The 26,814-nt window shown below is 61.3% G+C and carries 32 protein-coding genes and 1 tRNA gene; 26 read left to right on the top strand and 7 right to left on the bottom strand.

All coding sequences use genetic code 11. The features are described from left to right. The first annotated feature begins 97 nt into the window (after positions 1-97). The 6 genes from HRQ64_RS18230 to HRQ64_RS18205 all read left to right on the top strand — a co-directional run bounded on the left by HRQ64_RS18230 (position 98) and on the right by HRQ64_RS18205 (position 4,799). Positions 98-649, top strand: coding sequence for a hypothetical protein (locus HRQ64_RS18230; RefSeq protein WP_172125426.1), 552 nt, complete (start codon positions 98-100; stop codon positions 647-649). 70 nt (positions 650-719) lie between these two features. Then, positions 720-1,967, top strand: coding sequence for a phage portal protein (locus HRQ64_RS18225; protein ID WP_172125424.1), 1,248 nt, complete (start codon positions 720-722; stop codon positions 1,965-1,967). Continuing rightward, entirely contained in the window at positions 1,967-2,323 is a 357-nt protein-coding gene (locus HRQ64_RS18220) for a gene transfer agent family protein (protein WP_172125422.1), read from the top strand. The genes HRQ64_RS18225 and HRQ64_RS18220 overlap by 1 nt, the downstream gene beginning before the upstream one ends. Continuing rightward, positions 2,323-3,831 carry a phage major capsid protein gene (locus tag HRQ64_RS18215; RefSeq protein ID WP_172125420.1) on the top strand — a complete coding sequence of 503 codons (1,509 nt, stop codon included), beginning with the start codon at positions 2,323-2,325 and terminating at the stop codon, positions 3,829-3,831. Before HRQ64_RS18220 ends, HRQ64_RS18215 begins: the two co-directional genes overlap by 1 nt. Beyond that, positions 3,832-4,443 carry a phage tail assembly chaperone gene (locus tag HRQ64_RS18210; protein ID WP_172125418.1) on the top strand — a complete coding sequence of 204 codons (612 nt, stop codon included), beginning with the start codon at positions 3,832-3,834 and terminating at the stop codon, positions 4,441-4,443. Then, entirely contained in the window at positions 4,443-4,799 is a 357-nt protein-coding gene (locus HRQ64_RS18205) for an HNH endonuclease signature motif containing protein (protein WP_172125416.1), read from the top strand. Before HRQ64_RS18210 ends, HRQ64_RS18205 begins: the two co-directional genes overlap by 1 nt. A gap of 2 nt (positions 4,800-4,801) precedes the next feature. Here the strand turns inward: HRQ64_RS18205 and HRQ64_RS20285 are convergent, their stop codons facing one another. Next, complete coding sequence (locus HRQ64_RS20285; RefSeq protein ID WP_248308276.1) at positions 4,802-5,125, bottom strand: HNH endonuclease signature motif containing protein; 324 nt, start codon at positions 5,123-5,125, stop codon at positions 4,802-4,804. 102 nt (positions 5,126-5,227) lie between these two features. Here HRQ64_RS20285 and HRQ64_RS20280 point away from each other — a divergent pair, with 102 nt between their 5' ends. From HRQ64_RS20280 to HRQ64_RS18140, 13 genes are all read left to right on the top strand, one after another. Beyond that, a complete protein-coding gene (locus HRQ64_RS20280; protein WP_248308278.1) occupies positions 5,228-5,764 on the top strand; it encodes a hypothetical protein in 537 nt (178 codons plus the stop codon). Further along, the gene (locus HRQ64_RS18195) at positions 5,761-6,051 is read left to right on the top strand and encodes a head-tail connector protein (protein WP_172125412.1); all 291 of its coding nucleotides are present in this window, start codon (positions 5,761-5,763) and stop codon (positions 6,049-6,051) included. The genes HRQ64_RS20280 and HRQ64_RS18195 overlap by 4 nt, the downstream gene beginning before the upstream one ends. Continuing rightward, positions 6,051-6,476 (top strand): HK97 gp10 family phage protein, encoded by a 426-nt coding sequence (locus HRQ64_RS18190; RefSeq protein ID WP_172125410.1) that lies wholly within the window; start codon positions 6,051-6,053, stop codon positions 6,474-6,476. Before HRQ64_RS18195 ends, HRQ64_RS18190 begins: the two co-directional genes overlap by 1 nt. Next, the gene (locus tag HRQ64_RS18185; protein WP_172125408.1) at positions 6,473-6,883 is read left to right on the top strand and encodes a DUF3168 domain-containing protein; all 411 of its coding nucleotides are present in this window, start codon (positions 6,473-6,475) and stop codon (positions 6,881-6,883) included. The genes HRQ64_RS18190 and HRQ64_RS18185 overlap by 4 nt, the downstream gene beginning before the upstream one ends. Positions 6,884-6,897: 14 nt before the next feature. Next, a complete protein-coding gene (locus HRQ64_RS18180; RefSeq protein ID WP_172125406.1) occupies positions 6,898-7,197 on the top strand; it encodes a phage head closure protein in 300 nt (99 codons plus the stop codon). Continuing rightward, the gene (locus HRQ64_RS18175) at positions 7,194-7,592 is read left to right on the top strand and encodes a phage terminase small subunit P27 family (protein ID WP_172125404.1); all 399 of its coding nucleotides are present in this window, start codon (positions 7,194-7,196) and stop codon (positions 7,590-7,592) included. The genes HRQ64_RS18180 and HRQ64_RS18175 overlap by 4 nt, the downstream gene beginning before the upstream one ends. Then, entirely contained in the window at positions 7,567-9,192 is a 1,626-nt protein-coding gene (locus HRQ64_RS18170; protein WP_172125402.1) for a terminase TerL endonuclease subunit, read from the top strand. Before HRQ64_RS18175 ends, HRQ64_RS18170 begins: the two co-directional genes overlap by 26 nt. Positions 9,193-9,204: 12 nt before the next feature. Continuing rightward, positions 9,205-11,298, top strand: coding sequence for a phage tail tape measure protein (locus tag HRQ64_RS18165; protein WP_172125400.1), 2,094 nt, complete (start codon positions 9,205-9,207; stop codon positions 11,296-11,298). A gap of 405 nt (positions 11,299-11,703) precedes the next feature. After that, the gene (locus HRQ64_RS18160; protein ID WP_172125398.1) at positions 11,704-12,135 is read left to right on the top strand and encodes a hypothetical protein; all 432 of its coding nucleotides are present in this window, start codon (positions 11,704-11,706) and stop codon (positions 12,133-12,135) included. A gap of 41 nt (positions 12,136-12,176) precedes the next feature. Continuing rightward, the gene (locus HRQ64_RS18155; RefSeq protein ID WP_172125396.1) at positions 12,177-12,686 is read left to right on the top strand and encodes a hypothetical protein; all 510 of its coding nucleotides are present in this window, start codon (positions 12,177-12,179) and stop codon (positions 12,684-12,686) included. A gap of 98 nt (positions 12,687-12,784) precedes the next feature. Beyond that, the gene (locus tag HRQ64_RS18150; RefSeq protein ID WP_172125394.1) at positions 12,785-13,024 is read left to right on the top strand and encodes a hypothetical protein; all 240 of its coding nucleotides are present in this window, start codon (positions 12,785-12,787) and stop codon (positions 13,022-13,024) included. 210 nt (positions 13,025-13,234) lie between these two features. Then, a complete protein-coding gene (locus HRQ64_RS18145) occupies positions 13,235-13,456 on the top strand; it encodes a hypothetical protein (protein WP_172125392.1) in 222 nt (73 codons plus the stop codon). Beyond that, complete coding sequence (locus tag HRQ64_RS18140) at positions 13,456-13,821, top strand: hypothetical protein (RefSeq protein ID WP_172125390.1); 366 nt, start codon at positions 13,456-13,458, stop codon at positions 13,819-13,821. Before HRQ64_RS18145 ends, HRQ64_RS18140 begins: the two co-directional genes overlap by 1 nt. A 59-nt stretch (positions 13,822-13,880) precedes the next feature. On the opposite strand, the gene HRQ64_RS18135 is transcribed toward HRQ64_RS18140, so the two are convergent. The 3 genes from HRQ64_RS18135 to HRQ64_RS18125 all read right to left on the bottom strand — a co-directional run bounded on the left by HRQ64_RS18135 (position 13,881) and on the right by HRQ64_RS18125 (position 16,416). Further along, positions 13,881-14,531, bottom strand: coding sequence for a hypothetical protein (locus HRQ64_RS18135; protein ID WP_172125388.1), 651 nt, complete (start codon positions 14,529-14,531; stop codon positions 13,881-13,883). Continuing rightward, positions 14,528-16,192, bottom strand: a complete 1,665-nt coding sequence (locus HRQ64_RS18130) for a site-specific integrase (RefSeq protein WP_172125386.1) — start codon at positions 16,190-16,192, stop codon at positions 14,528-14,530. The genes HRQ64_RS18135 and HRQ64_RS18130 overlap by 4 nt, the downstream gene beginning before the upstream one ends. Before the next feature lie 150 nt (positions 16,193-16,342). Further along, a tRNA-Gln gene (locus HRQ64_RS18125) sits at positions 16,343-16,416 on the bottom strand. A 523-nt stretch (positions 16,417-16,939) separates the two neighbouring features. On the opposite strand from HRQ64_RS18125, the gene HRQ64_RS18120 reads away from it, so the two are divergent. Both HRQ64_RS18120 and HRQ64_RS18115 read left to right on the top strand, forming a co-directional pair. Beyond that, complete coding sequence (locus HRQ64_RS18120; protein WP_349236748.1) at positions 16,940-18,130, top strand: Ppx/GppA phosphatase family protein; 1,191 nt, start codon at positions 16,940-16,942, stop codon at positions 18,128-18,130. Further along, positions 18,123-18,863 (top strand): RlmE family RNA methyltransferase, encoded by a 741-nt coding sequence (locus HRQ64_RS18115; RefSeq protein WP_172125384.1) that lies wholly within the window; start codon positions 18,123-18,125, stop codon positions 18,861-18,863. Before HRQ64_RS18120 ends, HRQ64_RS18115 begins: the two co-directional genes overlap by 8 nt. On the opposite strand, the gene HRQ64_RS18110 is transcribed toward HRQ64_RS18115, so the two are convergent. The 3 genes from HRQ64_RS18110 to HRQ64_RS18100 all read right to left on the bottom strand — a co-directional run bounded on the left by HRQ64_RS18110 (position 18,814) and on the right by HRQ64_RS18100 (position 22,389). Then, positions 18,814-19,338 (bottom strand): DUF4126 family protein, encoded by a 525-nt coding sequence (locus HRQ64_RS18110; RefSeq protein WP_210258707.1) that lies wholly within the window; start codon positions 19,336-19,338, stop codon positions 18,814-18,816. The genes HRQ64_RS18115 and HRQ64_RS18110 overlap by 50 nt on opposite strands. Positions 19,339-19,408: 70 nt before the next feature. Then, positions 19,409-20,794 (bottom strand): MFS transporter, encoded by a 1,386-nt coding sequence (locus HRQ64_RS18105; protein ID WP_172125382.1) that lies wholly within the window; start codon positions 20,792-20,794, stop codon positions 19,409-19,411. 35 nt (positions 20,795-20,829) lie between these two features. Next, positions 20,830-22,389 carry an MFS transporter gene (locus HRQ64_RS18100; protein WP_282567801.1) on the bottom strand — a complete coding sequence of 520 codons (1,560 nt, stop codon included), beginning with the start codon at positions 22,387-22,389 and terminating at the stop codon, positions 20,830-20,832. A 153-nt stretch (positions 22,390-22,542) separates the two neighbouring features. On the opposite strand from HRQ64_RS18100, the gene guaB reads away from it, so the two are divergent. From guaB to HRQ64_RS18075, 5 genes are all read left to right on the top strand, one after another. Continuing rightward, positions 22,543-24,045 carry an IMP dehydrogenase gene (gene guaB / locus HRQ64_RS18095; RefSeq protein WP_127754352.1) on the top strand — a complete coding sequence of 501 codons (1,503 nt, stop codon included), beginning with the start codon at positions 22,543-22,545 and terminating at the stop codon, positions 24,043-24,045. A 68-nt stretch (positions 24,046-24,113) separates the two neighbouring features. After that, entirely contained in the window at positions 24,114-24,458 is a 345-nt protein-coding gene (locus HRQ64_RS18090; protein ID WP_172125380.1) for a DUF3140 domain-containing protein, read from the top strand. Positions 24,459-24,499: 41 nt separating this feature from the next. Continuing rightward, complete coding sequence (locus HRQ64_RS18085; protein WP_172125378.1) at positions 24,500-24,925, top strand: MAPEG family protein; 426 nt, start codon at positions 24,500-24,502, stop codon at positions 24,923-24,925. 7 nt (positions 24,926-24,932) lie between these two features. After that, positions 24,933-26,216, top strand: coding sequence for an RsmB/NOP family class I SAM-dependent RNA methyltransferase (locus tag HRQ64_RS18080; protein ID WP_172125376.1), 1,284 nt, complete (start codon positions 24,933-24,935; stop codon positions 26,214-26,216). A gap of 57 nt (positions 26,217-26,273) precedes the next feature. Continuing rightward, positions 26,274-26,762: a TspO/MBR family protein gene (locus HRQ64_RS18075; RefSeq protein ID WP_172125374.1), complete on the top strand. Its 489-nt coding sequence runs from the start codon at positions 26,274-26,276 to the stop codon at positions 26,760-26,762. Positions 26,763-26,814: the final 52 nt, after the last annotated feature.

The following is a 26,814-nucleotide window of genomic DNA, read 5'->3' as shown; positions in this document are numbered from 1 at the left end:
ATTTGAGGGCACTTGCATGCGGGCGCATCTCGGGCCCCTTCGTCTTCGATATGACATGAACTCGCGTCGGAAACGGCAGAGGCCAGAGACGCTCCTGTTGAAGGCTAAGTTTCATCCAGATGAGGAATGGCAGAAAGTGCCGGTGCCTACTGAGATGTATCCTTTTCTGATCGGATTTCCTTTTCTTCGGATGCCGGACGAATTAACCGGACATACGGGAAACGGCCCGATGAACGGCGCGACAGACAAACTTTGGATCCGTGGCTCGCCGAACTTGATGGAGGGCCATTTAGAAGCAGTCGCTAAATATCTCAAGGCAACCAACCTAATGCCAGAATGTGACGTGCGGGTCTCCGAGTTCTGTTTGATGGTAGCCAAGATCGCGCACTCATTTGCCGTTGCTGAACTGGGGGCTGGTGCGTTTTGGCCCTACCTTTCAGAAATAATTCGGTCAGGGAATACAGACCATATAGCGCGATATATCGGCGGTCTCCGAAGCGACGAACCGCCTTCAACGGAGTTGCATGAAGTAGATTTTGAAAATGGAGGCATTGTGCGCCCTGAACTAGTGACGGTTAGGGTTAGATTACTTGCTGTTCTAGGAACGCCAACTTACTTCGCTGTGGTCGGGCGAAAAATTGTAGTGTGAAAATAATGGATTCACATTTTGTTCCTGCTCTGGCATAGTGCGGTATCATAATACCTCATGAGCAGAGCTTTTGTCTTTAAACGACCTACTTACTGGCATCTTTCGCAAGGCAGAACCTGCGACATCGTCTGAGCCGGTAACGTTTACCGATCCTCTGGCGGCTTGGCTTTTTGCTGCTCAGCCGACGCACTCCAATGTGTCGGTTACGCCAAAGTCCGCAATGCAGGTGCCCGCCGTTTCATCAGCGGTGGAGTTGATCGCAGAAGCTGTGGGCACGCTGCCGATCGAACTTTTCGTGCGTAATGCCAAGGGCAAGGAAGCCGACCCGGCACACCCTGCCTTTCGCCTTGCGCACGATGAGGCCAATGACTGGACCAGCGCTGCCGAGCTGCGCACGCAGCTCACCCGAGATGCGCTGTTGCACGACAATGGTGGCTTCGCCCTGGCCAACCGCACCGGCGGTGGCCGCGTAGTCGAGTTCATCCGGGTTAACCCGGCCAGCGTCGAACTCAAGACCGATGAGGCCACCGGCGAACCCTTCTATATGGTCCGGCAGGGCCGCAAGAACGTTCGGTATGAATACCGTGACGTTCTGCATATCCGCGCCTTCGATGACGCCGCGCCGATCACCCGTGCCCGCAATGCAATTGGCCTTGCCATGTCGCTTGAGCAGCACGCCGCCCGCCTCTTTGCACGCGGCGCCCGCCCGTCTGGCATCCTCAAGCATCCGGGAAAGCTTGGCGCTGAGACCGCCAAGCGTCTGAAGGAAGGTTGGCAGGCCAGCCAGTCCGGTGACGCAAGTGGTGGAACCGCATTGCTCGAGGACGGCATGGATTTTCAGGCGCTCACGTTCAACAGCGTGGACTCTCAGTTTCTTGAGCAGCGCCGATATCAGACGGAAGAAATCGCCCGCGCCTTCCGGGTTCCACCCACCATGCTTTTCGACCTCACGCGCGGCACCTGGGCGAATACCGAAGAAATGGGACACCAGTTCCTCACCTATACCCTCCGGCCTTGGCTGGACGCATGGGAGTGGGCTTATGCCCGCGTGCTGTTGTCAGCAGAAGAGCGCACCGAGCGCTTCTTTGAGTTCATTGCCGACGACCTGCTCACCGTGAGCCATGGCGCGCAGGCAACGGCGTTCGGCCAGTATCGCAGCATGGGCGTTTTGACGGCGAATGAAGTTCGTGCCGCCCGCAACCTGCCGTCGCTTCCCGGTGGTGATGAGCTGGGCAGCCCGCACATTAATCCCGACCCGGCCAGCACGCCGAAGGCCGATAACGACAATCCCCCTGATACCGAGAAAGACGCCGCCTGATGCACACAGCATTCTTTGGCGACCGTGAGCGGGATTTCTCGCTCACGCCGCACCTGATTCCGGAACTTGAACGCCTCACCGGCAAGGGCATCGCTGCTATTGTTGAAGGCGTGCGCCGCGCAAGCTTTGCCGAGCTAGTCAACACGATCCGGCTTGGCCTCATTGGCGGTGGTGCCCATCCAGAAGAGGCCAGTTCTCTCGTCAACGCCTATGTAAAGGCGCATCCATTGGGTGAGGTGCATCTGCTTGCACTGGACATTCTCAATGACCTTTGGACCGGCCCGGCTGAGCAGCCTGTCAATGACGCCGCTGCCACCGGCGACCTTTCCGCTGCCGTCAACGGTAGTGCCGCCTGATGGACAAGCTCGAAATCAAGGCCGAAGTCAGCATCGATGACGCTGGCACCATTACCGGACTGGCTTGGCCGTTCGGCATTGCCGACAGTATTGGTGACATCATCGAAAAGGGTGCTTTCACCCTTCCGCCTGCGCTGCCCATCGTCATGGAGCACGATCAGTCTCAGGTTGTCGGTGTCTGGGAAAGTGCCGCCGAAACCGATGCCGGGCTTGAGGTGAAGGGCCGTCTCTTCGTGGAAGGCATCGGCCCGGCCCGGAAGGCGCGGGACGACATGCGCAGCAAGCGTATCACCGGCCTATCCATCGGCTTCAAGGCCAATGGCTTTGACCCGCTGCCCAGCGGTGGTCGCAAGTTCAACGCCCTCACCATCACCGAAATCTCTCTTTGTCGCCGTCCGGTTCATCCCGGCGCGCGGATTACCTCTGTCAAATCCATCAATCAGGAAACCCGTATGGACCCCGAAACGACCGACGAAAACGCCGCACTCGAATTGAAGGCGGCAAACGACAACATCGCCAAGCTCACCGCACGGCTGGACAAGGTAGAGGCCAAGGCCAGTCGCCCTGTTGCTGCCAATGATAATCAGCCCGGCGCTGCCAACGACAACGAGCGCAAGGCGTTTGCCGATTTCATCCGCAATGGCGACACCACGGAAGTGAAGTCGCTGGGCTATGGCTCGCCGTCCACCGGCGGCATTCTGGCACCTGAGCAGGTTGCCACGACCATTCTGGAAAAGGTGGCTGAGTTCTCTCCTGTCCGCACGCTTGCCCAGACTATCAGCATGTCCGGCCCGCTGCTTCAGCTTCCGCGCCTTGTCGATGAAGTTGACCCGGTGCCCGTCGCTGAAACCGCGGCCCGCACCGAAGATGAGCCGACCTTTGACCAGATCGACCTCAAGCCCTTCGAAATGGCCGTGATCGTCCCAGTGACGCGCATCCTGCTTGAAGATGCCCAGATCGACCTCACCAGCTACCTGAGCAACCACGTTGCCCGGCGCTTCGGCCAGAAGGAAGCGACTTGGTTCGTCAACGGCAATGGCACGACGCAGGCCGAAGGCGTTCTTACGTCTGATGCCGTCCCTGAGCATGAAGTTGAAGCCATCACCGGCGACGACCTCATTGACCTCTTCTATTCGATTAAGACGGCCTATTCGTCCAATGGCGCTTGGCTGATGAACCGCAAGACCATGGCGGTTGTGCGCAAGCTCAAGGACACTGACGGTTCCTATATCTGGGAACGCGGCATTGCCGGTGGTCAGCCGCCGCAGCTCTTGGGCCGCCCGGTCTATGAGGCCGTGGATATGCCTGACATTGCCGACGCGGCCACGCCCATCGTCTTTGGTGATTTCGCAACTGGTTATGCCATCGCAGACCGGACCGGTTTCGAAATCATCCGTGATGACCTCACCGGCGCTGGCAACGGCATCGTTAAGCTGCACGCGCGCCGTCGCGTGGGTGGTCGCATCATCATGGGCGAAGCCCTGACGAAGCTGAAGATCGCCGCCTAAATGAAGCTGAGCGCGGACGGCATCTATGTCGAGTTGGCAGGCGAGGCTTTCGAGCTTCGCCCGTCACTCCGCGCCTGCATTCGCCTTGTTCGGCGGCATGGGCTTACCAGCCTGCTTGCCGCCGTGCAGGGCTTCAACGTCACCACCATCCTCGACGTATTGAGGGAAGCCGCGATCAAGCCCAGCCTGTTGCTGGCCGAGATCGCAGCTATTGGCCTTGGCACTGTCCGCAGTCGGCTCACCGGGCCGCTGGCAGAATTCGTCCTGGCTGTTGCGGGTATCGATCCCGACGACGCCACGCCGGCTGAGCCAGCACCGGGCAAGCCCGTCGATCCTGAGCGGGTGTTTGCCCAGCTCTTCGGCATCGCGACGGGCGCACTAGGCTGGGCCCCGGAAGAAGCATGGAACGCAACACCTGCCGAAATCATCGCCGCACACAATGGGCAGACCGCCCATCTCATTCGGACTGGCGTGCTGGTCCAACAGAAGTCCGACCAGACCGCAGACCACTACACCGAAGCGCAGCTCAAGCAGATCGAAGCAGAGGGCCGCGACCCGGCGTTCAATCGCGCTGGCCTTCATGCCCTCAAGGGTAAGGAGCGCGTTGCCTGATGCCCGTTGCACCGCCTCACCTTTGCAGTTGCGGCAACATTGTCGCTTCCGGCCAGCGCTGCTCTTGTCAGATCGCTGGCGACCGCGCCCGCAAGGCCCGCCATGATCGCCGCCGCCCTTCCGCACGTGAGCGCGGCTACAACCACGAGTGGCGCAAAGCCCGCGCCGCCTACCTCATCACCCATCCCCATTGCACCCATCCTGGCTGCAATGCAGCGGCCACCCATGTGGACCACGTCACCCCGCACAAGGGTGATGATGCCTTGTTCTGGGACGGCTCGAATTGGCAGGGCCTTTGTGCCCATCACCACAACAGCACTAAGCAGCGTGAAGAGCGCAAACCGGTGCAGCCGTGACCCTAAGTAAGCTCGATCTGCGTCATGGCTTGGAGCAGAGTGACGTTGTAAGCAGCGCCGTCTGCGCCGGAGTGCACCCGCCTGTGACAATTGGGGCAGAGCGCAATTACATAGCGTGGGTCGTCTGGCCCGCCGTCTCCCAGGCGTCGAATGTGATGCGGTTCAAGATAGGGCACGCCGTTCGCTCTCAGAAAGGGAGCGGGGGACTTGCACCCTTCGCAATTGCCGCTGGCCCGCGCAACCACGTAGTCCCGAACGCAGCGGCTACGCTCGACTATCGAGACTTCAGAGCTTCTGCGACCAGGTGTCGACTTCGCCGCCTCCATCGCGAGACGTCGCATCGCTGCAAGGTCAGGTCCAACTGCTGGCGGCACCTCATCGGCAACTTCGTTGACTGCATCGATCGGCCTCAGCTCAAAGACGATTGCTTGACGCATTTGCCCCGATCGATCGGGCGCCTGCTCGAAGTGGGTTCCGGCGCACACCATTTCACCTTCAAATCGAAGGCCGGCCGGCACCTTGCTGAAGAGCAGCAGGTCACGACCGTTAGCCACGTGATCGCTGACCGCGGCATTCCCGCGGATGAACGTCATGTCTCCCAGCTGGCCCTCACCAAAGTATTCAAACGTCCCGTCAACCAGACGCCGGTCGGCATAGCCATGTGCAAGCCCTTCTTCGCCGGTGATTATCACGACGAGGGAGTGTCTTGCAGGCGTGATTATCCCGCCCTGCTGCTGCCCTCCAAACCTGGCGTGAATGTCCGCACGCCTGTTGTAGACCCGCCCTCGCTCGAAGCCCCACGACATTTGTATTCCCCCAGTGTTGTCGTGCTCATCGTCACCGCAGTGAACGGTGAGTGCAACCGCAAATGCTGGCCGGGGGTGGTGAAGAACTTGCTAGCCCTGAAGGGGACCGGCGGGGGGAGCACCGCACAAGATATTTCACAAATAGAGTTTTCACAGTGACCGCACTTTCCGACCTCAAAGCCCAGCTCAACATCATCGATGATGATGCCGACGATGACTTGCTCAGCGGCATGGTTGCCGACGCGCTGGACCATACGCGCAGCGCCATCGGCGCTGAAACGCCTGTGAACTATGACGATGCGCCGGGTGGCCTTCGCCGCGCTGTCCTGATGCTTGCCGCCCATTTTTACGAGAACCGCGAGGCCGTGCTGGTTGGCGTGAGCGCTGATGAGCTGCCCCTAGGCTTCTGGGAACTGGTCGCGCCGCACCGGGAATGGGTGTTCTGATGGCGTATTCTGCGCAGGTTCAGCGCCTTATGCGGCGCATCGAAAGCATTCCCGACGCTATCCGGCAGGATATGCAGCCCAGCATCGTCAAATCTGCCGAAGAGCTGGCCGAAATGATGGGTCATCTTGCCGAGCCGTCGCGCGACACGGGTGCGCTGATCGACAGCATCGAAGTGACGCCGCCCGGTGGCAACACGCCTGCCTATAGCCAGCCGGGCGGTGAGCGCACCGCCCATGAGCTTGAGGCCATCGTCGCTGTTGGCAATCACGCCGTCCGCTATCCGCACCTTGTGGAGCATGGCACCGCCAATGCACCGGCCCAGCCCTTCTTCTGGCCTGCCGTGCGGACGCTGCAGAAGCGCATCAACTATAGGATCAACCGCGCCCTGCGGAAGGCCATCAAAGAGCATTGGAATCAGCCGTGACCGAACCTAGCCTTGCCTTACAGACGGCCATTCGTGCCCGCCTCATCGCCTCGCCGCATGTGATGGAGCTGGTGGAGCCCCGCGAAATCCGTGATGGCGACACCCGGCCCGATGCGTTTCCGAGCATCATCCTTGGCGCTGGGCAGGTCGTGATAGCCGGTCACTACACCAATTATCGGAACGTGACCGCCTACCTGGACCTGCACATTTGGGCAGAAGGCGAAGGACTTGAGAACACCAAGACCATCGGTGGTGCCGTTTGGAACGCCATTGGGCGTGATCTCACGGTGCCCGGCTTTGACCTGCACGATGGCATCCATGTTGAGCGCAGCATCTACATGCGCGACCCTTCCGGTTGCGGCCATGGCGTTGTGAGCCTGCGCGCCAACATGGGGTATCACCTGTGATGCGCGCCGGGCGGTTGGACCGCACCATCACCTTGCAGCGTGAGACCGAGAGCGTCTCACCGGCTGGCACCGTCACCTCCACCTGGACGGATTTTGCCATCCTGCGCGCCGAGCTGGTGAGCAACGTATTCGCCGAGGTTGCTCGCGCTTATGGCGAGGGTGATGGCGCGGACATGGTGTTTCGCATCCGGCACTATCACGGCCTCACCACCAAAGACCGGCTGGTCTATGAAGGCCAGCCGTATGGCATCACCAGCATTGTTGAGCTTGGCCGTCGCCGTGCCATGGAACTGCGTTGCGGGGTGTCGACATGACGCGCGGACGCAAGCCCAGCACCATCGTGAGCGGTAGCAGCCCGGTTACGGTTGTGCCGTCGCCGCCTAGCTATTTCCCCAAGGATGCTAAGGCAGAATGGCGCAAGATCGCGCCCATTCTAGTGCTTGAGCGCAAGACGCTCACTGAAGCCGATATGGGCACGCTGGAAAGCTACTGCCTGTCCACCAGCACCATGCGGCAGGCCCAGCGCATCATCAACGTGGATGGATTGGTTACGGCAGACGGCAAGCGCCACCCGGCCTTCGGCATCATGAACGCTGCCCAGACTACCCAGCGCCTTTGCGCTGCTGAGCTTGGCTTGACGCCAGTGAGCCGTTCGCGGCCTCACGTGCGTAGCGAAGGGAACGATGACGATAACCCCTTCGGCATCTAGCACCTATCCGGCTTGGATTTATGACAGCAGGCCCATCGAAGACACCTTCGGTGATGGTGAGCGCGCGGTGCAGTTCCTGCGCTGGCTCAAGCATCCCAAGAGCAAGCTGCCCGGCAAAGGCTTTCAGCTTGACCCTTGGCTGGAGCGTATCGTTCGCCGCATCTATGGCCCGCGCCACCCTAATGGAGACCGCATAGTCAAGACGGTGGTGCTGTTGCTGCCGCGCGGCAATCGCAAGACCAGCACGGCAGCGGCGCTGGCCCTGCTGCACACCATCGGCCCGGAACGGGTGCCGCATGGCGAAGCCATCTTTGCCGCTGCCGACCGCAAACAGGCCAGCATCGCTTTCAAGGAAGCGCTGGGCATTGTGCAGGCACGTGCCCAGATCAGCGGCGCGGTGAAGGTCTATGACGCCCATAACAGTGCGAAGAAGATCGTCTATGCCAAGGAGGGGGTGGCGCTCGAGGTTATCTCCGGCGATGCCGGCACCCAGCATGGTCGGACGCCGAACTTCGTGCTGGCCGATGAGCTGCACGTCTGGCCGAACTTCTATCTGTGGGAAGCGCTTCAGTCTGGCCTGGATAAGAGCGACAACACACTCATGGTCATTGCGACGACTGCCGGGCGTGGGCAGGAGAACGTCGCTTGGGAGCAGATCGAAGACGCCCGCAAGGTGGCACGCGGAGAAGTCGACGACCCTTCCGTCTTGCCGATCTTGTTTGAAGCTGAGCGCGATGCCGACTGGCGGGATGAGGCGGTATGGTTCCAGACTAATCCCGGCCTTGAGCATGGTTATCCCAGCATTGAAGGTTTCCACCGTGCCGCTGCCAAGGCTGAGCGCAGCATGCGCGAACGCCAAAGCTTCAAACAGCTCAAGCTCAATATCTGGCTGGACCAGTCCACCGACCCGTTTGTTGACATGGAAGTCTATGACCGTGGCGCTGGCGACGTTGAGCCGATGGACAATGAGCCGTGCTGGATTGGTGTGGACATGTCCACCACCACCGACCTCACCGCCGTTGTCGCTGCCTTCCGCGATGAGCATGGCACCATCAGCGTTAAGCCGCATTTCTTCCTGCCCGGCGATCTCTTGCGCGATCGTGCCGACAGGGATGGTGTGCCTTATTCTGAATGGGCAGAGCAGGGATATCTCACCGCCACACCCGGCAACGTCATCGATTATGGTGCGGTGACGGAATACCTGGCTGAGCTTTGCGCTCGCTATGACGTGCGTGAATTGAACTTTGATCCGCACTTCGCCCAGCCGGTGATGGCTCCGCTGCTTGAAGAGGGCCTGCCGGTGCTCACCATGCGGCAGGGCTGGGTGACGCAGTCGCCCGCGCTCAATGAGCTTGAGCGTGTCATCGTCGGCGGCAAGTTCCGGCACGGCGGACACCCGCTCTTGCGCTGGTGCTTTTCCAACGTCGCCATCCATACCGACAGCGCGGGCAACCGCACCATGCACAAGGGCAAGAGCACCGGGCGCATCGATGGCGCCGTTGCCAGTTGGATGGCCGTGTCACGCGCTGCCGCGAACGATAACCACGCATCGATTTATGACGACCAAGAAGCCCGCCCCGGCGGCTTCCTCATGTTCTAGAAGGGACGAGCATTGAATAACGACCAGATCCTCGCCGTATCCGTTGAGGCGCGCATCAACAAGCTTGAGCGCGAAATGAAGAAGGCCAGCGGCATCGTCGGCAAGAGTTTCGATGGTATGGAAAGCCGCAGCAAGCGCGCGGCCACTGACATCGAAAAACACTTCTCCGGCCTTGGCTCACGCATGGGCGGCATCGGTAAGAACATGGCGGCTGGCTTCGTCGGTGGTCTCGCCGCGGGCGGCATCATGGGCATTCTTGGCCGTGGTGGTGAGCTTGCACGCGGCATCGCTGAAATTGGTGATGAGGCGAAACGCGCCGGGTTAAGCATCGAGACTTTTCAGGAGTTGAAGTATGTCGCTGAGCAGAACCGCATCGGCGTTGATAGCCTCGTAGACGGCATTAAAGAGCTGAATCTTCGCGCTGATGAGTTCATCGGCACCGGTGGTGGGTCGGCAGCGGAAGCCTTCGCCCGCCTTGGTTACAGTGCAGAGGCCTTGCGCACCAAGTTGCGCGATCCTTCGGCGCTGTTCACCGAGATCATTGGCAAGCTGGGCCAGCTCGACCGGGCCGCGCAAATCCGCATCGCTGATGAAATCTTCGGCGGGAACGGTGGTGAGAAGTTTGTGCAGCTCATCGAGCAGGGCGAAGACGCCATCTATGCCACCCGGCAGGAAGCGCACGGCCTGGGCCTCATCATGAGCGATGAGCTTGTTGCCAAGGCCGATGAGCTGGACCGCCGGTTCAATGCTGTTGCCAACACCGTAGGCAGCGCGCTCAAGCAGGCAATTGTCGGTGCAACCTTGGCGCTGGTGGACTTCCTCAATACCTTCAATCAGCTACCGGCCATGGTCCATCTGCGGGCCAGCACTGCTCCTCTGGACACCCGTGACATGTCCATCATCCGGCGCCAGCTTGCCGACAAGCAAGCTGCGCTTGATGGCGTGCTTGAGCGGGAAACTAAGGGTGAGCTGAGCGGCTGGTTCAACACGGGCATCGGCCATGATGATGCCAAGGACAGCTTGGCTGCTGAGATTGCCGAGCTTTCCGCAGCAATTGAAAAGCGCAGCGACCCTAGCCAGTTCGACGTCGCCAGCGTTTTTGAAGGCCTCAAGACCCCGACCTATGGCAGCGTTGAGGAAATGCAGGCTGCGCTCAACCCCCCGCCTTTGCAGATCGTGGTGGACGGCGCCAATCCCATTGAGCCGCTGCCGCGCGTTGGCGGTGGTGGTGGACGCTCAGCTAGTGCCATGCGCGAAGAGCGCGATGCTGCTGCCGAGCTTATTGCAGAGCTTGAGGAAGAGCTGCGCGTTATCGGCATGTCCGAAGTCGAGAAGCGCGTTGACGCCGAGCTTCGCCGCGTGGGCGCTTACGCAACCGATGCACAGAAGGCCAGCATCCGTGACCTTGTGATGACCATTGAAGCAGAGACCGCTGCCATGGACCGCATGCAGGCAGCGATGGACAACGCCAAGGGTTTGGCGAAGGACTTCTTGGGTGGTTTGCTGGGCGACCTGCGCAGCGGTGTTGACGGTGCGACGGCACTCGCCAACGCCTTCGGTCGCCTCGCTGACCGCCTGCTTGATATGGCGCTGGACCAGCTCATCAACAGCCTTTTCTCGAACCTGATGGGCGGTGCTGGTGGTATTGACTTCTTGGGTGGTTTCTTCGGCTTCAGTGAGGGTGGCGTTGTCGAGGCCGCAACGGGTGGTTTGATCCGTGGGCCGGGCAGCGGCACCAGCGACAGCATCCCGGCTCGCCTTAGCGATGGTGAGTTCGTCGTCAATGCCTCTGCCACAAGACGCAATCTGGACGTGCTGCACGCAATCAACCGGGGAGAGATCGCGGCTTTTGCAAGCGGCGGCTTGGTTGGTAAACCTCAGAGCCTTAACGCGGCAAGCAATAACGCCAACAATGACAACGCCTCGCCGGTTATAACCATTCACGCTCCGATTACGGTTGAAGGCTCTTCGGGAACGCCAGAGCAGAACGCCGACTTAGCGAAGAGGATGGCACGGCAGCTTGAAGCCACCATGCGTGGTGTCGTCGCTAATGAGATGCGGCTCGCCATGAGGCCAGGCAACATCGCGAACACCCGGAGCCGTTAGCAGGTTCGGGCATAGCGACACGGGCGCGCACTTGAGTCAGGGCGGCATGAAGGTGTGACCGGAAGGGGTGTGCAGCTACCGAACACCTTCGGTTGCCTGTGAGGCTCTGACGCGGTTTCTGGTTGTCGTGCCGGAACGTCTTGCCGGGAGCATGAACCCTCTTTCGGCAAACGAGTTTCACCGGAAGCGAGCGTAAGCGAGCTGGCAAGGCCGAAGGCCGCGCAGGCTGAGCCGGAGGCTCAGCGTTGGTAGTGTCCTTCCGCATTTTCCTGTCCTTTATTTATGTTCTCTATCTACAGGTAGGAGATAAATAACGGGGGAAATTGCGGATGGACACCGCACCCCGCTGAGTTGAATATACACGTAAACTAGTATACATGTATGGCTTACGTCAATGGAGTTCCCATGTCCACCGCTTCGCCTATGCTTCGCCTTGATCCCCGCCGCCTTGATCAGCTTAAGGCCATTGCCGCCGCTACCGGAACCACCAGCACCGGCGTCATTGCTGAGTTGATCCGCGCCAACATCGCTGCCGGGGTGATTGGGCCTGCGATTCCGGGTGTAACAGTTACCCATACCCCCACTGGTGTAGCTATCAGCCTGAACGACAATCCGCGAACGGTGATCACACATGACTTTGCTCGCCGTCTTGCAGCATGCATCCGTGGAGTTGTTCAGGGCACAGAAGAGCCGACAATCTTCCCCATCGAGCAGGTGGCGGTGCTCCGGCAGGGCACCGGTTTTAAAATCGTCGTCCCGTTCCCTGGCTCCGGCGTAGCGTTTCCGGGCGACCTCGCGCTTGATCTGGCTGACCTGATTGAAGGGGTGGCAAAATAGAAAACCCCTCACCGGTGTGATGACCGGAAAGGGGCTAACTGGTGTTTGGAGAACGCCTCAATACTATGACAAACTCAGATGATTGTCCACCAAGAACGAACAGTGACGCTCAAGCATGTTTAGTAGATGGCAGCGAAGTGGAGCGTCTTTCTAGGCTCAGCCAGATTGTTGATCTGGCCAAGAATTGGAACGCTACCACGCTGCCAAAAGCCGAGCAGGACAACGCTGCCCGGCTTCACCTGCGGAACAAGCGGTTGTTGCGCGAAGCTGGCGCGATTATCGACAAGCACCGGCAAACCGAGGAGGGCCGCGCCGCATACAATGAGGCAGAGCGCCAGCGGTATGCAGCCGATAAGGGCACGCCACCTCGCGAGTATGTAACCGGCCTGCCCGAAGAGGAAAAGGCGCAGCGGCGGCGTGCAAAGGATAGAGCCCGTAAGAACGCCAAACGCGCTTCTATGACTCAAGTGGATCGTGATGCCGAGGCAGCAGCAAAGCGCACTTCACGCGCCAGAAAGGCTGCACTTGCGGCAGACAAACCGGCCGACTAAATAAACATTTACTTATTAAATATCAGCTACTTAGCAGAATATAGCGCTTGACCGATTCTCGGTTCCCGTGAGACTCATGGCCTCAATGAGGGCACACCATGCACGACCAGCCGACCTTCCTGCGCACTATGACTTGGGCCGACCTTCTCCACGCGCTCAATATCGATGAGGCCTTGCGCCTAAAGCTAGGCGTCCAGCTCTGCCCGTTCTCCGGCAAAGTGGAAGAATACACGCTAGTGGACCGGCTGGGCGGGATGCTCAACGTCTGGCCTGCGAAGTGGCGGAAGGTGATTGAGCAGGGCAGGGTGGAGCTGGCATCGGCACAGCTAAGCCGCTGATAAAACACGCGAACCACAATCGCCTCAAATCGCCTTTTGATTTCCTACCATTCGTGTGGCTAATACGAAATCCCGACATAAACGACGATGCTCACCCGGCCAGCAGCCAGGCGACGTTTCGCGCGTCTATGGAAAGGAAAGCGGCGAGCGTTTGGCCTAGGAAACTTCGCGCTCGCCGTCTTGAAGCGTCAAACCTTGGAAGGAAATGACATGACGGAGACTATCACCACTGAACCCGCACCGGCAACGCTCACTGAACAGATCGACTTCATGCTTATGGCTTGCTCTGACTATGGCGTGGCTTTGCAGGTAGAAAACGCCAGTGAACTTCTGTCCGAAATTGAAGACCTGGAGGTCGCCGCCGCGCAGCTTGAAGAATTGGCCCGTCTCATCCGACTGCGCGCGAATTCGGCAGAAGGAAAGGCAGCGTAATGGCACTCGATAAGCGCATTATGGAAATGGTGGAAGCCGCCAAGCACTCCGGCGAAGAACTCAACAAGATGATGGCTGAGCGCCGGGAACGTCGCAACAATGCCATCAGGGCCTATCAGCCGGAAAACCTTGATGACATTGATGCCGTCGACATTGCCCGCGATGAGATGGAATTTATTCAGCGCATCGAGGCTTATGACGGACACGATGTAAGCAGGTTTGCTGAAATCGTCGGCACCTATCTGGCCAGGGCACCGGCTGGCGACCAGAAGCGCTTCACTAACAATCTGATGCGCCTTCATGACGCCGTTGCGAATGGCGCAGCATGGTGCAACGTCTCCGATGATCTTGATAGCCTGACTTAACACCGGCCCGATCAAACACTAGCGCCGCCCGACCTTTGTGGTTTGGCGGCGCTTCAGGATTAGCTGGGAACTGGCGCGCCCAGCCGGTCAAGCTCATCTGCCATCTCAACCATCAGGATAACCATTTCTGGATACTGAATTTCTGTTCCAATGACCTCGCGTCCTTGGTCGGCATAGGAGAATTGGAGATGGTGCCACCCAACCGGTAACGCTGTAGGTCTATCGAAATAGACCCTTCCGGAATGGGCGATAAAGTTCCTGATTGCTCTTCCGAAGTTCAGAACTGGGGGCCAGTGATCTACGCCGCCTGACAGGCCATTTGCCTGTCTAAGCCAGTCTCTATGCGACTCATAAAAGTTGGCCAGCGCCACACCAGCGGCCATCGTGAGCAATGGAAACAGAGTGCCAGAGCGACCCGTCTCCGGAAGTTGTTCGCGCAGATGTTGCGCCTGCCCAGGCATAAAACCAAGGGCAATTCGATCCGGCTTTTCGTCGTGTATCGCCAGCGCTAATGGGCCACGAGAAGGCACCGCGACTGTCAGATCAAAGTTCCGGCTAGGGAAATAGCTTGTGTTGATGTTTGGGATCGCCCGGTTTTGAGTGACCATAAAAGCGACAGCAACGCACTCGGTGAGCGTGAGAAGTTGCCGGACAGGCTCGAACAACCGGCTATCCGGAAGTATCTCCCGCTGCCCGTTGAGATAGGTCATTCTCCGCCCTCGCTTGAGTCAAAATACCTCACCGCTTCAATAAGCTCCACACGCTTTTGCAAAGTGCCCTGGGGCATCTGCCCATAGCGCGCCGTCATGCTGAACTTGCTATGGCCCATCAGGAAGCCGAATTCTTCGTCCATGAACCCAGCCTGCCGCATGGCATCTGAGAAGCCGTGCCGGAAGCTATAGAGTGTCAAACCGCGTCCTTCTTTCAGGCCGAGCTTGATCAAATAGGTGCCGAACTTCTTTTCAAACGCCGAGGCGATATGACCGCGCGCATTGCGCTCTGCTTCGGGGAAAACCCGACGCTCGCCAGCCACGCGCTGGCGCTCCACATGCTCAATGAAGCCCATTTCCACCAGCTTGGAATGCACAGGCACGATCCGGAATGATCCCTTGGTCTTGAGACTCTTTTCTTCGTCGCCCTCGTCGGTGATGTGCATCACCCAGACGCCGTGCATCTGACGCACGTCGTCCACCAAGAGCTGGGCAATCTCACCGGGCCGTGCGCCGGAATACATCATCACGTGCGGCAGCCAGTAGCGGTGGTCCCTGATCTTATGCCCGCCGACCACATGCCACTTCGCATCGCTCTTGCAGCAGTGGAAGAGGGGAGAGGCAAACAGCACCTTGCGCTCTTCGTCGGTGAAGGGCCGCACATTAGTCTTGGTCTTGTCCACCGACAGATACATGTCAATGAACGGATTGGCAGTAAGGTAGTCGTGGGCCACCAGCCAATTACAGAAGGCGCTAAAGGCGGCAATGTAGCGATTGACGGTCTTTGCAACGATGATCTTCTTTGGCGTTTCAAGCCGGGCGTTCGCAGCGACAATCTCCTTGATCCCCATACCCTTAAAGATGCCGATCTCAGCTGCCTTTAGCGGGTATTCCATGAGCAGGGCCTTCCACTCACGCGCTGCCTTCTTGTCGAGCCTAGTAACCGGGAAGTCAGGACCGACAAGCTCGATGAATGTGCCAATATCGCGCCGGGCCTGCATCAGCGCCGCTTTCTTTACCCGCTTGGGGTTTTCCTTGGCGTAACGCTCAAACAGGTCCATCAGCCGTTCACCGGGCTTGGCGACTTCCGCAGTGGCAGTAGGGCGGGTGACGATAGGGTCGGCAGGGACGCCAGCATAGTTGCCGATGTCCCGCTCACCGGCCCGCAACAGCACCTCAATCTGGGCGCGCATCAGCCGGAAGCAAAGTTCACGATACTGCCCGGTCCCAGGTGGAACCAAGAGCTGATGCCGCTCGATGAAGGCGTCTGCTGCCCATTCAATCAGAATCGTCTCACCGCGCCCCAGATGCTCCCGCAAGGCCTTCAGGTGGTGTTCCCGGTGTCCGAGCAGGCGCGTTGCGTTGCCCAGCTCCGGCATGGTGCGCTGAAGCTCATCGGTGTGAAGCTCGGTCGCGTAGTGATCCCAAGTCGCATTTGCGAAATCGGATTCGGTCATATCGCGCCGCCGACGCAACTCATCGAACTTGGCATGCCATTCTGAAAGAACGGAGAGTTTGCGGACATTGGCCGTCCGCCGATCCTTAGTGTTGAGCGAACGCGAGAATTCCGCTGTGCTCATCAGGTGCCGAAGCTCAACGGGAACCTTGAGCCGGACATAGTAGACAGAGTTACGAATCTTGAGGTTGGAGCCGGTAGGCATGCGTGATTTCTCCTTCCCCAGGTATTATAGCGATCCACCAAAACCGATGCAGATTTTGCCCGGTGGTGGATCACCAAAGTGGGCCAGTGACGCGCTCGAAAGCCCTTGGAAAACAAGGACTTATTGCGATATCAATGACTTAGGGAGGATTGGCTGGGGAACCTGGATTCGAACCAAGATTGACGGAGTCAGAGTCCGCTGTTCTACCGTTGAACTATTCCCCAATGCGCAAGCGGCATCGGTGGGCTGTGAGCGAGCCCGGCGCTGGGAGGCTGGCGGGGCGGGTGCCCGGCTGGCTTCGGGGCGGCTTTTAGCACATGGGCGGTGGGGATCAAGGGGCTTTGACGGAGAAAGCGCGGGGTCAGTGGATAAACCTGGCCCAGCCAAGGGCGCGGCCTACGGGGAAGCGGCACCGAGCAGCTGATTTTAGGGTAGATAACTGGCCAGGATTGCCCACCGATGGCGGCTGTCCGCTCCGCCGTTGTGGGCTCTTGCCATGCTCCTTTCGGGCGCTCGGGCGCTTTGCAGGGACTTGGCGCCCGGCTTGAGCGCCGCGAGGGTGGGGCGACAAAGGGACAAGGGCGAGGTCGATATCCTTACCTCCCTCAAGAGGATAGCGCGCCAGCAACAATCCTTGCCATTGCGCTTGGCCGCCCCTTGCACTACCTTATCGCGTGACACGCAATAAACAGTGCCCGGGCGCGTCCGGACAAGCCGGACCGGCGACCGTGCACGCAGGAGTTCACAGTGACCGATCCCGATCGGTCCGCTGCAGCGCCGTCGCTTGCCGACGATGCGCCATTCCGTTCCCGGCCAGCGCAAGGCCAGCCGGGCAGGGAAGAGGGGGCCGGTGCGCCTCCATACCCCTCGGAACAGCGGACATCAGCCGCACCTCCACCTCCCCGCCGGCATCGGGGCACCATCTATGCCGCTCTCGATCTCGGCACCAATAATTGTCGGCTCCTGATTGCCCGACCCCATGATGGCGGCTTTCGGGTGCTGGATGGGTTTACCCGCATCGTGCGGCTGGGCGAGGGCGTTTCCGTCACCGGCCGGCTCGGCGATGCCGCGATGGAGCGCACGGTCGAGGCGCTGCGCCATTGCCGCAACAAGCTGCGCGAGCATCAGCCCGCCCGCATGCGCCTGATCGCGACCGAAGCCTGCCGGGCGGCGGAAAATGGCCCCGCTTTTTTGCAGCGGGTCAAGGATGAACTGGGGATCGAGCTCGAGATCGTCGATCGCCGCACGGAAGCCGAGCTGGCCGTGACCGGCTGCGCCGACCTCATCGATGGTGGGGCGCAGGGAGCCCTCATGTTCGATATCGGGGGTGGCTCATCCGAGCTCGCCTGGCTCGATTTCCGCGGCGGCCGCCCGAAGGCCACCGGGCGCATGTCCGCCTCGATCCGCTCCTGGCAGTCGCTGCCGGTGGGCGTGGTGTCGATTGCCGAGCGCTTTGGCGGCGTCGATGTGACCCCGGCGGTGTTCGAGGCCATGGTCGCCTATGTCGCCGATCAGTTGCGCCAGTTCCGTGGCCGCGAAAAGCTGCGCCAGATGATCACCACCCATCCCGTGCACCTGATCGGCACGTCGGGCACGGTGACGACGTTGGCGGGGCTGCATCTGGGGCTCGAGCGCTATGAGCGGCAAAAGGTCGATGGCTTGTGGATGAACCGCGCGGAGGTGGATGAAACCATGCGCGTGTTGCTCAACATGCCATTCGATCGCCGGGTGGCTCACCCCTGCATCGGGCGCGACCGCGCCGATCTGGTGCTGCCGGGCTGCGCGATCTTTGAAGCCATCCGGCGCGAATGGCCGGCGGAACGCGTGCGGGTGGCTGATCGGGGCCTGCGCGAAGGGATCCTGATTTCGCTGATGGATGCCGACAAGACTCGAACGCGCGCCTCGCGCTATCCGACGCGGAGAAGCAGCAATGGTTGACAAGGCACTGGGTACGGGCGGGCGCAAGTCCGACAAGGACCTCAAGATCCGGGTCAAATCGGCCAAGGGACGCAAGGTTTCATCCACCAAATGGCTGGAGCGGCAGCTCAACGACCCCTATGTGGCGCGGGCGCGTGCTGCGGGCTATCGCTCGCGGGCGGCGTTCAAGATCAAGGAGATGGATGAAAAGCACCATCTGTTCCGCAAGGGCATGCGCGTGGTCGATCTGGGCGCGGCGCCGGGCGGGTGGTCTCAGGTGGCGGCGACGGCGACAGGCTCCACCGAGGCTAATCCGCTGATCGTGGGGATCGATTACCTGGAAATGGATCCCATTCCGGGCGTGATCCTGCTGCAGAAGGATTTCACTGACGACGATGCGCCGGCCATGCTGATCGAGGCGATGGGCGGCAAAAAGGCCGATCTCGTGATGTCCGACATGGCCTGGCCGACCACTGGCCATCGGCCGACCGATCACCTGCGCATCGTGCACTTGATCGAGATTGCGGCGGACTTTGCGCTCGACGTTCTGGCGCCGGGGGGCACCTTTGTGGCCAAGGTGTTCCAGGGCGGCACCGAGCATGAGCTGCTGCACATGCTCAAGCGCCACTTCCGCACCACCCAGCATTCCAAGCCACCGTCCAGTCGTTCCGACTCGGCGGAGGCTTATCTACTGGCCAAGGGTTTCAAGGGGCGCCAAGCGCCCGAGGCGGCGGCGGAAGACGACGAGGACTAGTGTCCTCTAAGGCACGGGTGCTGGCATGGCTGGCATCGGCCACGACCCAGGCGGTGGCGCCCAGCATTACCGCATCTTCCACGAGGCCAGTCGTGGTCTGTCCATGGTCGCGCATTGCCGCCATGCGCGCGTTAAAGGTGAGATAGGCCGCGGCGAGAGCCCCCGCCGCTCCTAGCAACGCCCCGGTATAGCGCTGTTCGCGCGGGGCCAGGGCCATGCCGGTGATGGCGCCGGTGATCGCGCGGGCGGCCAGGCCCGGCGCAATGATCCGGTCGGGTGAGGAGGGCAGTTTGTCGCCCAGCAATTCGCCGGCGGCGAGCGCGACCGTGCCCGCAACCACCAGGGGATGACCCAAAAAGGGCGGGGCGCCGTTATCGGCGGGCAGGGCACCGCGATTGGCGGCAATGGACACGGCCGCAAGGGGGCTCAGCGCCCGCATGCCGCCGGCCATGCCGATCAGAAGGGAATGAAACAAGCGCAGAACTCCGTGGCTGGATTGATCCTGCCAGCAACGGGTGGGCTGTGCCGGAGTTCCTCGCCCCCTCTTACTCGGCCGCCGGGGCCGGGCGCGTCAGCTGGTGGCCGGCATTGCCGGGCAGGCGCATGAAGAGCGCCGTCGAGATCAGGCACATGCCCGCCAAAACGAAAAACGCCAGGTGGAAATCGGCGAGGATCAACTCGCCCCCCCGCAGGGCATTGCTGGCTTCGAGAATGCCACCTCCCAGCGCCACGCCAAGGGCGATGGTCAGCTGTACATTGACCTGGCTGATCACATTGGCCTGGCCGGCGTCCTTGTCGTTGATGTCGGAAAACACAAAGGCATTGCTGCCGGTCCAGAAGATGGATTGCCAAAAGCCCACCACAACGAGAATGGCGATGATCAGGGGCAGGGGCGTTTGGGGGGTATAAAGCCCCATGGCGACGAGCCCCAGCGCCGACACGGCCGTCGCGACCACAAGGGCGTTGCGGAACCCCATCGTGGCAAAGATCTGGTTGGCGACGAATTTGGCGATGATGGCACCGACGGCACCAGCGAAGGTGACCATCCCTGACTCAAAGGGCGACATGCCAAAGCTGAGCTGCAGCATCAAGGGAAAGAGGAACGGGATCGCGCCCTGGCCCAGGCGGAAAAACGAGCCGGCCACGACGGCGCTGCGGAAAAACGGGAAGCGCAGCAGCCGCAGATCAAACAGGGGCTTGGGGGTGGCCAGCGCGTAGCGGACGTAAAGCAGGCCGAGCACAATGCCCAGCACTGTCGCGATCACGCCAAACAGGGGCGGCAGGGCGGGCAGGCTGATCACCGAGGTGCCAAAAACAAAGAGGGCAAAGGCGCTGCCAGCCAGGATGAAGCCCTTGAAATCCATCATGCCCGGTTCGATCCGCTCCATTTCGGGCAGGAACTTGCTGACGAGAGCGATGCCGACCATGCCGATCGGCACATTGATCAGGAAGATCCAGTGCCAGGACAGATAGGTGGTGAGAAAACCGCCAAACGGGGGGCCCACGATAGGCCCGATGAGACCGGGGATGGTCAGCCACGCCATGGCCGCGACCAGGTCGTGCCGGGCGGTGGAGCGCACCAGCACAAGGCGCGCTACGGGCGTCATCATCGCGCCGCCCATGCCCTGAAGGAAGCGGGCGCCGACAAAGGTTTCCAGCGAATTGGCAAAGGCGCAGGCGAGCGAGCCCAGCACGAAGACGCCCATGGCCCAGCGAAACACGGTACGGGCGCCAAACCGGTCGGCCATCCAGGAGCTGATGGGGATAAAGATCGCAAGCGCCACGAGATAGGCCGTCAGCGCCAGCTTGAGCGAGATCGGGTCGGTGCCGATATCGCTGGCAATGGCATTGAGCGATGTCGAGATCACCGTGGCGTCCATGTTTTCCATGAACAAGGCGGTGGCGAGGATCAGGGGCGTGATGCGGGACAAATCTGTGTTCGAGCCAAGGGGCGGCAGCCCCCCACTCACTCCTTTGTGGCAACTAGGGCCTTGTAGCCCGAGACATTGTTGCCCGCTTCCGCGGGGAGGCGAAGATAAACGAGGCCGGCAAGGGCGCTGACGCAACCAACAACGAAAAACGCGATCTGGAAGTCGGCGAGGGACAGTTCCCCGCCATGGGTGCGGGTGCTGATTTCCAGCACCGCCCCTGCCACCGCAACGCCAAAGGCGATGCTCAGTTGCTGGGCTACAGCAACGATTGCGGTGGCCTGGCTGGCATCCTCGTCGCTGATATCGGCGTAGCCCAGCGCGTTGGAGCCGGTAAAGAACATCGAGCGCAAGACGCCCCCGACCAGCAGCACGGCCATGATCAGGGGCACCCAGGTGGTGGTCGTGAAGGTGCCCTGCACCGCGATCAGCACGCCGCCGATGATGCCGGCGACGGCCAGCACATGGGGAAAGCCGAACCAGGCAAAAACGCGTTCGGCGATGAACTTGCTCATGATGGCGCCGATTGCGGACACAAAGGTGATGGCGCCTGACTGGAAGGGGTTAAGTCCGAAGCCGAGCTGCAGCATCAGGGGCAAGAGGAACGGCACGGCGCCTATGCCGATGCGGTAGATCGAGCCGCCGATGATGGAGGAGCGGAACAGGCGCTGGCGGAACATGCGCGGGTCGAGCAGCGGATATTTGGTGCGCTGAGCATGGAGCAGATAGAAAATGCCGGCGACGACCCCGACGGCAATGGTGAGATAGCCATAGATCAGGGGCAGGGCGGGCAGGCTGATCACCGAGAGGCCAAACACGGTGCCGGAAAAGGCGATGCTGGCGAGCAAAAAGCCGACGGCGTCGATGGGGCGCGAATTGCGCTCGTCCTTGACCTTGAGGTACCGCCCGGCGAGCAGAATGCCGGCAATGCCGATGGGGATATTGATCCAAAAGATCCAGTGCCAGCTGAGATAGGTGGTGAGGAACCCCCCGATCAGCGGGCCGGTGAGCGGTCCGATCAGCCCGGGCACGGTGAGCCAGGCCATGGCGGCAACGAGTTCGTTGCGCGGGGTCGAACGCACCAGCAGCAGGCGTCCAACCGGGGTCATCATCGAGGAGCCGATGCCCTGAAAGAAGCGCGAGATCACGAAGGTCTCGAGCGAATAGGAAAACGAGCAGGCGAGCGAGCCCAGCATGAACACGAAAATGGCGATGCGGAAAATGTTCTTGGCGCCGAAGCGGTCCGCCATCCAGCCGCTGACCGGAATGAAGATCGCCAGCGCGACAAAATAGCTGGTCAGCGCCAGTTTCAGCGCCACCGGCTCGGTGCCGATGTTCACCGCAATGGCGGGCAGCGAGGTGGCGATCACCGTGGAGTCCATCTGTTCCATGAACAGGGCGACCGCCAGGATGAGGGGTGTAACGCGGATCAAGGGAAAACCGGGGCAAAGCAAAAGAAGGGCCGACGCAGCAGCCAATGCCAGTATGGTCGCCAGCGGCGGCACTGGAAAGCGCAAACAAGTGTTGATCGACCAATTGATGAATGCTTGCTCTTGCCGCGCTGTATTGGCGGCGCTCGCCATGGGCATGCGCGTCATGCAAAGCCGGCACCCCCGCTGCGCGCCCGCCCCCCTATGCAGCGCAATCGGGGGGTGCTAGAGACCCTCGCCAACCTGAACCCGGCGCCCCGCTCGCCCCGTTCACACCCCCAAAGCTCTGATCCCCCTCAGACCACCGGAAAGTTATTGGCATTGGCAAAGATCATCACCACCATTACCGGCGATTCCGCCCTCACCTTTGATGACGTGCTGCTGCAGCCGGCACGCTCCGATGTGCTGCCCGGCGAAACCGACATCGCCACCTATGTGACGCGCGACATCGCGCTCAACCTGCCCATCCTGTCCTCGGCCATGGATACGGTCACCGAAAGCGCCATGGCCATTGCCATGGCGCAGGCCGGGGGCATGGGCGTGATCCACAAAAATCTCACCCCGGCCGAGCAGGCCGAGCAGGTGCGTCAGGTCAAGAGTTTTGAATCGGGCATGGTGGTCAACCCCATCACCATCGGCCCTGATGCGACCCTGGCCGATGCGCTCTCGCTGATGCAGACCAACCGCATTTCGGGCATTCCCGTGGTGGAAAATGGCGGCAAGGGCGGGCGCATGACCGGCAAGCTTGTCGGCATCCTCACCAACCGCGATGTGCGCTTTGCTTCCAATCCAGCCCAGCGCATTGCCGAGCTGATGACGCATGAAAACCTCATCACCGTGCGCGATGGCGTCAGCAAGGACGAGGCCAAGGTGCTGCTGCACAAGCACCGCATCGAAAAGCTGCTGGTGGTCGACAGTGAAGGGCGCTGCACCGGGCTCATCACCGTCAAGGACATCGAAAAAGCCCAGCTTAATCCCAACGCGGTCAAGGACGCCCAGGGGCGCCTGCGGGTCGCGGCGGCTTCCACCGTCGGGGATGCGGGCTTCGAGCGTTCGCTGGCGCTGATCGAAGCAGGGGTGGACCTCCTCGTCATCGACACCGCCCATGGTCACTCGGTGCGGGTTGCCGAAGCCGTCGAGCGCGTCAAACGTGAAAGCAATTCCACCCGCATCATGGCCGGCAATGTCGCCACCGCCGAAGCCACCCGCGCGCTGATCGATGCGGGCGCCGATGCGGTCAAGGTGGGCATCGGCCCCGGGTCGATCTGCACCACCCGCATCGTTGCAGGCGTCGGCGTGCCGCAGTTGGCCGCTGTGATGGCCTGCGCTGAAGAGGGCGCCAAGCACGGTGTTCCCGTGATCGCCGATGGCGGCATCAAGTTCTCGGGCGACATGGCCAAGGCCTTGGCCGGCGGCGCCTCCTGCGTGATGGTGGGCTCGCTGCTCGCCGGCACCGATGAGAGCCCGGGCGAGGTTTATCTCTATCAAGGCCGCTCCTATAAATCCTATCGCGGCATGGGCTCGGTGGGGGCCATGGGTTCGGGCTCGGCCGACCGCTATTTCCAGCAGGATGTGCGCGACCAGATGAAGCTCGTGCCCGAGGGTATCGAGGGGCAGGTGCCCTATAAGGGTTCGGCCGGCGCCGTGCTGCATCAGCTCGCAGGGGGCCTGCGCGCCGCCATGGGCTATACCGGCGCCCATAATCTCGAGGACTTCCGCAACAATTCGGTGTTCGTCAAGATTTCGGGCGCGGCGCTCAGCGAAAGCCATGTGCATGATGTGACCATCACCCGCGAAGCCCCCAACTATCGCAGCGCCCGCTAAGGCGCTGACGGAACGCCGCCCTGCCGCACCCGTTACCCCCGGGCACAAACTCCGGGGGATTGGCTGGCATGGACGAGGCGGAGAAGGACGCGATCCGCAAGGATTTCAACGCGGCGGTCAACATGGCGCCCGCCGAGCTCAACAAATGGCTGGCCTCCGAGCACAGCCAGAAGTTCGGCTGGCCCAAGGATCGCGACGAAGGCGAAGAATCGGTGGGCCACCAATCGGGCCAGCGCATCATCGAGATCAAGCGGAAGCCCAAGGCCGAGCTGACCGATGACGACTACCAGCATATGCGCAAGGTGGTGGGCTATGTGCATCGCCACCTGGCGCAGCGCCCGAGCGGGGACATCAGCGAAACGCCCTGGCGCTTTTCGCTGATGAACTGGGGCCATGACCCGCTGAACGACTAACCCTCCGTCACATTCTCGCTGTCTCACCGGGGGCTTGCCTCATGCCGCTCAATGCCAAGCTCCTTGTGCTCGCCATCGCCGCCCAGGTGCTGCTGACCCTGGTCATCCTTGTGCTGATGGGGCGCGAGCGGGTGCCACGCGTCTTGTCGGGCGAGATCAAGGTCGCCGATATTGCGGTGGAAAGAACCGCCTATCCGCTGCGGGCGCGACTGCTGTCGAACAATTTCGACAACCAGTTTCAGCTGCCGGTGCTGTTTTACATTGGCGCGCTACTGGCGCTCTGGGCTGGGGTGCCGAACCTCATCGAAGTGCTGCTGGCCGCCTTCTTCGTGGCCTCGCGCTACGTTCACGCCGCCATTCACGTGACTACCAACAATGTGCAGCAGCGTTTTGCCGCCTACGGCCTTGGCCTTGCGGTGCTGGCCATCTTCTGGCTAGTGCTGGTTTTCCGCATTCTGTTAGCCTGAGTTGCCCATGCGCCTTCCCGGCCGCCTTGCCGCTGCAATTGCCGTTCTGTCCGAGGTGGAAACGCGCAAGCGCCCCGTTTCCGAAGCGCTCAAGGCCTGGGGACTGGCCAATCGTTTCGCTGGCGCCGGTGATCGCGCCGCTATCGGTAATCTCGTTTATGACGCGCTGCGCCACCGCGCTTCGCATGCTTTCCTGATGGGCAGCGATTCCCCGCGCGCCTTGGTGCTTGCCGTCGCCCTGCGCGACTGGCAGGAGGACCCGCAGGCGCTCAACGCGGCTTTTGCGGGCGACAATCATGCCCCCGAGCCGCTGAGCGAGGACGAGATCGCCCGTGCCGCCGGCAGCCTCGAGGGGGCGCCCGCTCCGGTGCGCGCCGATCTGTCGGAATGGCTGGCGCCCTCGCTCGAGCGGGCCTTTGGTGCCGACTGGGTAGCCGAAGGGGCTGCCATGGCCAGTCGTCCGTCGCTTGATCTGCGCGTCAATACGCTCAAATCCAGCCGCGAGCGGGTGCTCAAGTCCCTTGCGCGCTTCAATCCGCAGCCTACCGCCATTGCGCCCCAGGGTGTGACCATGCCGGCCGGGCCTCGCGATGCGCGCACGCCCAATGTCACCACCGACGAGGGCTATCTCAAGGGCTGGTTCGAGGTGCAGGACCAGGGCAGCCAGATCGTCTCGGCCCTCGCCAATGCACAGCCCGGCGAACAGGTGCTCGATCTCTGCGCCGGGGCCGGGGGCAAGACCCTCGCCTTGGCGGCAGCTATGGGCAACAAGGGCCAGATCTTTGCCTATGACAGCGATCGCAACCGTTTGGCGCCCATTTATGATCGCCTCAAGCGCAATGGCGCGCGCAATGTGCAGGTGCGCGCCCCCCATGAGGGCGCCCTCGATGACCTTTTGGGCAAGATGGACCGCGTCGTCATCGACGCCCCTTGCACCGGCACGGGCACTTGGCGGCGGCGCCCCGACACCAAATGGAAGCTCTCGCCAGAACTCCTCGCGACCCGCATGGGCGAACAGTCGGCGCTGTTGCGCGACGGCCTCGCCTTCCTCAAGCCGGGTGGAACGCTCGTTTACATCACCTGCTCGATCCTGCCGGAAGAAAACGACGACCAGATCGTGGCGCTGCGGGCCGAACAGCCGGGCCTTGTTTCGGTGCCGCCCGCCGAGCTCTGGAGCGCCGCTTTCGGCACAGCGCTTCCCGATGGCGTTGCAACCGCGGCGGGCGGCATTGCCCTGACCCCGCGCCTGACCGGCACGGACGGCTTTTACTGCCACATCCTGCGGCGGTGAAACCGAGCGGGCGCCACGGCGTTCAGCGGGGGACCTCTGTCCAACCGCGAGAGCCCAATGTCCAGCGTCTCCACCGCCGATCATCGCACCCCGCGCTCCTGGCTGCTTCTCGCTGTCTTTGTGGTCGGGGTGCTGGGGATCGGCTCGCTGATCGGGGTGTTCACCGGCGGGGGCGGGGAATGGTACGACAATCTCGAAAAGCCGTTCTTTAATCCGCCCAGCTGGGTGTTCGGCCCGGTCTGGTCGACGCTTTACGTGCTGATCGGCATTGCCGGCTGGCGCATCTTTACGGTCGATCCAAGCAGCACCGCCATGAAGCTGTGGTGGGCGCAGATGGTGCTCAATTTCGCCTGGTCGCCGGTCTGGTTCGGCGCGCACCTCTTGTGGCCGGCCTTTGTGGTGATCGTTCTCATGTGGCTGGCGATCATCGGCTTCATGCTGATGGCGCGCCCGCTCGACAAGCTCGCCAGCTGGCTGTTCCTGCCCTATTTGCTGTGGGTGAGCTTTGCCAGCGCCCTCAATCTTTCGATTGCACTTTTGAACTAGGCAGGCATGCATCCGCGAGGCTTGCACTTAGCTCTTTGTGCCGGTAAATGCT

This window comes from Devosia sp. 919 (assembly GCF_013185965.1).
In the GTDB taxonomy this organism is placed as follows: Bacteria; Pseudomonadota; Alphaproteobacteria; order Rhizobiales; family Devosiaceae; genus Devosia.
The sequence above is the reverse complement of the archived record's forward strand: the minus strand, read 5'-3'. Positions and strand labels throughout refer to the sequence as shown.